Here is a 3946-nt window from a genome sequence, read left to right as displayed (position 1 = left end):
AGGCTCCACCGGTTCTCAAGGCCCTCAGGGCTTCCAAGGCACGACCGGACCTCAGGGCACCACGGGAGCCCAGGGCGCCGCCGGAGCCCAAGGCTCCACCGGTTCGCAAGGCCCTCAGGGCTTCCAAGGCACGACCGGACCTCAGGGCACCACGGGAGCCCAGGGCGCCACCGGGGCGCAAGGCACAACCGGAGCCCAGGGAACGACCGGAGCCCAAGGCGCCACCGGAGCCCAAGGCACCAGCGGGCCTCAGGGCACGACCGGGCCTCAGGGCACGACCGGACCTCAGGGCACCACTGGAACCCAGGGCGCCGCCGGAGCCCAAGGCTCCACCGGTTCGCAAGGCCCCCAGGGCTTCCAAGGGGCCACCGGGGCGCAGGGCGTCCAGGGTGGGGGATCGAACGGAACGCAGAGTGTCGTGGTGTCCAGCACCCTCCCCGGCGGTCAGCCCGCCAGGACTCTCAATACGGCCATGTGCCCGGCGGGCCATTACGCCACCGGTGGCGGCACCTACGACGTCGACACGTCGACCGGAAACATCAAACCGACCTCAGGAGGTGCACACCCGGTCGGCTCACCCCCCACCGGCTTTCAGTCGCAGCTCGACAGCAGCACAGGCGCCGACGAAGAGACTGTGGTGTTCGTGATCTGCCGGCCGTGACTGATCGTTCCAACGATCAGTGAGGGTCGGCGGTACGTTGCAGCGCGACCACGGCGGCGTCGTCGGACAGGCGTCCGCCGACGTGGTCCAGCAGGTCGGCCCGCAGATGATGGACCAGGGCCACGGGAGTGTCCTGCGCCCAGGAAGCGGCCCGAGCGGTGAGCGGGTAGAAGACGCCGCTCGGGTCGCGCGCCTCGACCACACCGTCGGTATACAGCAGGAGGAGGTCCCCGGGCTCCAGATGGAAGGTGTCCACCCGGTACTCCGGTGTGGTCAGCTCACCCAGCCCCAGCGGCGGCGCGGGAGCGCTGGCGCGCAGCGTGACGACCTGCCGGTCGCGCAACAGCAACGGCGGCGGGTGGCCGCAGGACACGATCCGGGCCGGTGACGGCGTGTCGGGGATGTCGACGATCGCGGCCGTGATGAAGCATTCCCCCTCCTGGCCGGGCTCGGTGGGCTCGGCCAGGTTCCAGCACACGCTGCGCTCCAGGTAGGTCATCAGCTCGGGCAGGCCCGCCGTACGGTGCGCGGCCTCCCGGAACGCGCCCAGCAGCAGCGAGGCGTCCCCCATCGCGGTCAGGCCCTTGCCCATCACATCGCCGATGATCAGCCGTGTGCCGAAGGAGGTGCGGACGGCCGCGTACAGGTCGCCGCCGATCAGCGCCTCCTCCTGGGCCGCCATGTAGACCGAGGCCACCCGCAGCGGCCCGATGCGCCGCGGCAAGGGCCTGAGCACCACCCGCTGCGCGGCCTCCGACACTCTTCGTACCTGCTCCAGCTCATGGCTGTGCCGCTCGCGCAGATAACGGAACACGGTCACGACCACCGAGACCACGACCAGGGAGATGATCTGCGCGCCGACGCTCTCCGAGGTGAGGAGGTGGAACCCCGCACCGACGCCGAGCAGGGCTCCGATGGCGATGAGGCCGACCAGTGCGGTGATGAAGGGACTGGCGAAGGAGGCGGTGATCGCTGGGGCCACGATCAGCAGGGGCCCCAGCGGTACATGGGGCGGGGTCAGGATGTCGGCGACGATGATGGCGGCGATCAAACCGAGCGGCACCGCGAGCAGAGCGTCACTGGCCTGCCACGAGTGATGTCGGTGCGGCATCCGCCGCCAAGGACGCATGTTTCCTGCTTACCACCCCCCACTGGGGCACGGCAGCCCGGAAGGGTCCGGCGAGGTTGCTGGGGCGGGCGACGGCGGCAGTGACGTGGTCGATCGCGACCCGCCGCACGAAGGCACTCCTGGTGCGAAATACTCTCCCGATGAGTTCACGCACTTCCCCGATCAGCCGGCCGATCACGATACGGAGGGCCGTCGCGCGGGATGCCAAACGGCTCACGCGGCTCGTGCGTGGCTCAGGCGCCTACCAGGGTAAGTACGCGGCCGCAGTCGCGGGCTACCGGGTCGGACCTGATTACATCGAGGCCCACCGCGCCTTCGTGGCCGTCGGCGCCGACGAGCATGGAGGCCCAGTCCTCGGGTTCTACTCGCTCATCCTCGCTCCACCGGAGCTCGACCTGCTGTTCGTCGCCGACGAGGCGCAAGGACGGGGTATCGGACGACTGCTCGTCACGCACATGCAGTCCGAGGCCCGTGCCGCCGGGCTCGACCGTGTCAAAGTCGTGTCGCATCTTCCCGCCGCGGACTTCTACCACCGCGTCGGTGCGGTGCGCAGCGGGACAGCGCTCGCGAACCCGCCCGCCGTGCCGTGGGACCGTCCCGAATTCGAGTTTCGCATTCCTTCGGACTAACGAGGCGCAGTCGGCGACGCCACGCTCAGGCCGACGTGCTGCGCGGCGGTAGGTCAATGTGAGCGTCGGACTGGGCCTCGGAGCTGCTTGAGCCGCCCATGGACGGTCGAGGCGGACTACCTCATCTTCGAGCGCACGGAAATCTATGCTCGCCAGAGTAGACATTGGGTGGCGGCATGGTTATTGTTTCTCTCGTAGCCGAGATCGAGCGAGGTCCGGCAGAGATGAACTGCCGGGCAGTTTCCGTCAGTGAGTAGTTGATCAAGAGGGAAGAACGGAGGAGCCGAACGCCATCAGGATCGCCCGGGTGGAAGTCCTGGACCCGGGTACCGCAGGACATCGATAGTGAGGTGGTCTCCGGTCAAGCAACCGCGATCCCCGCGCCCCCGGCAGCGTCTCGGTCGGGTCCGCGGAAACAGAGGGCCGGCGCAGTATCAGGGCCGGCAGATGGTGTAGTAGTTCCTTCGGGGCCCTGGTGCCGGACGGCACCAGGGCCCCTCCACGCGTTCCGCAGAGAGGTGCAATGACAGCAGACGACGCCTTCGGCCGTCTCGACGACGACGATTACCCCGCCTACACCATGGGCCGGGCCGCCGAGATGCTCGGCACCACACAGGGCTTCCTTCGCGCCATCGGCGAAGCCCGCCTCATCACTCCACTCCGCTCCGCGGGCGGCCACCGCCGCTACTCCCGCTACCAACTGCGCATCGCCGCCCGCGCCCGGGAACTCGTCGACCAGGGCACCCCCATCGAGGCCGCCTGCCGGATCGTCATCCTCGAAGACCAGCTCGAGGAAGCCCAGCGCCTCAACGCCGAGTATCGCCGCGCCGCCGAGTCGGCGAACCCAACGGCAGAAGCATGAGATGAGCGTGCCCGTCAGCGTCGGCGGGCACCGCGCGCACGGTCTCAGTGAGTTGGGTGATCATTTCCTATGGTGACGCGGTGTGTGGACGTGTAGCGTCTGCGTCAGCTGTCGTGGTTCGGAATTCCCTCTCGGCCCGCGCCTTCGGTGTGGGCGTTTTGCTGTGCTGTGCCGCAGGGACCAGGGCGATCACCTCCGTCTGCCACAGGGAGTGGGAGACGTTCATCGACTGGAAGGCATGAGACATGGCAACGGGAACAGTGAAGTGGTTCAACGCGGAGAAGGGCTTCGGCTTCATCGCCCAGGACGGCGGCGGCCCGGATGTCTTCGCGCACTACTCCGCGATCAACTCCACAGGCTTTCGTGAGCTCCAGGAGGGCCAGGCCGTGACGTTCGACGTCACCCAGGGCCAGAAGGGTCCGCAGGCCGAGAACATCAACCTGGCCTGACCTCGCAGACCTGTCGCCTGGCCACCCCGGCCTGCCGGGGTGGCCAGGCGACTCCCGTGCCCGGCCTCGATGCCCGCGGGGCCGCGGCCGGAACGGGGACCGTGCCGCCGCGGGCCAGGGCTCAGGCGTCGATGATGACGGGGATGATGAGGGGCTGGCGGCGGTGGGTGCGGAACGCCCAGTTCGCCACGGCACGGGCGACGAGTTGTTCGAGTT

The 3946-nt window shown here is 68.8% G+C and carries 5 protein-coding genes; 4 read left to right on the top strand and 1 reads right to left on the bottom strand.

The annotated features are described in order from the left end of the window. Window positions 1-421 precede the first annotated feature (421 nt). Window positions 422-661, top strand: a complete 240-nt coding sequence (locus ACF09J_RS17030) for a hypothetical protein (RefSeq protein ID WP_392306213.1) — start codon at window positions 422-424, stop codon at window positions 659-661. A gap of 16 nt (window positions 662-677) precedes the next feature. Here the strand turns inward: ACF09J_RS17030 and ACF09J_RS17025 are convergent, their stop codons facing one another. Further along, window positions 678-1790, bottom strand: coding sequence for a PP2C family protein-serine/threonine phosphatase (locus ACF09J_RS17025; RefSeq protein WP_392306212.1), 1113 nt, complete (start codon window positions 1788-1790; stop codon window positions 678-680). A 140-nt stretch (window positions 1791-1930) separates the two neighbouring features. Between ACF09J_RS17025 and ACF09J_RS17020 the strand changes: the two genes are divergently transcribed. From ACF09J_RS17020 to ACF09J_RS17010, 3 genes are all read left to right on the top strand, one after another. Further along, complete coding sequence (locus tag ACF09J_RS17020; protein WP_392306211.1) at window positions 1931-2419, top strand: GNAT family N-acetyltransferase; 489 nt, start codon at window positions 1931-1933, stop codon at window positions 2417-2419. Window positions 2420-2942: 523 nt separating this feature from the next. Next, the gene (locus ACF09J_RS17015) at window positions 2943-3281 is read left to right on the top strand and encodes a MerR family transcriptional regulator (RefSeq protein ID WP_361425141.1); all 339 of its coding nucleotides are present in this window, start codon (window positions 2943-2945) and stop codon (window positions 3279-3281) included. A gap of 245 nt (window positions 3282-3526) precedes the next feature. Continuing rightward, window positions 3527-3730, top strand: a complete 204-nt coding sequence (locus ACF09J_RS17010; RefSeq protein ID WP_030052720.1) for a cold-shock protein — start codon at window positions 3527-3529, stop codon at window positions 3728-3730. The last annotated feature ends 216 nt before the right edge of the window (window positions 3731-3946 follow it).

It is taken from the genome of Streptomyces sp. NPDC014889, from assembly GCF_043081205.1.
Classification (GTDB): Bacteria; Actinomycetota; Actinomycetes; order Streptomycetales; family Streptomycetaceae; genus Streptomyces.
This window is presented reverse-complemented; position numbering and strand designations above follow the sequence as displayed.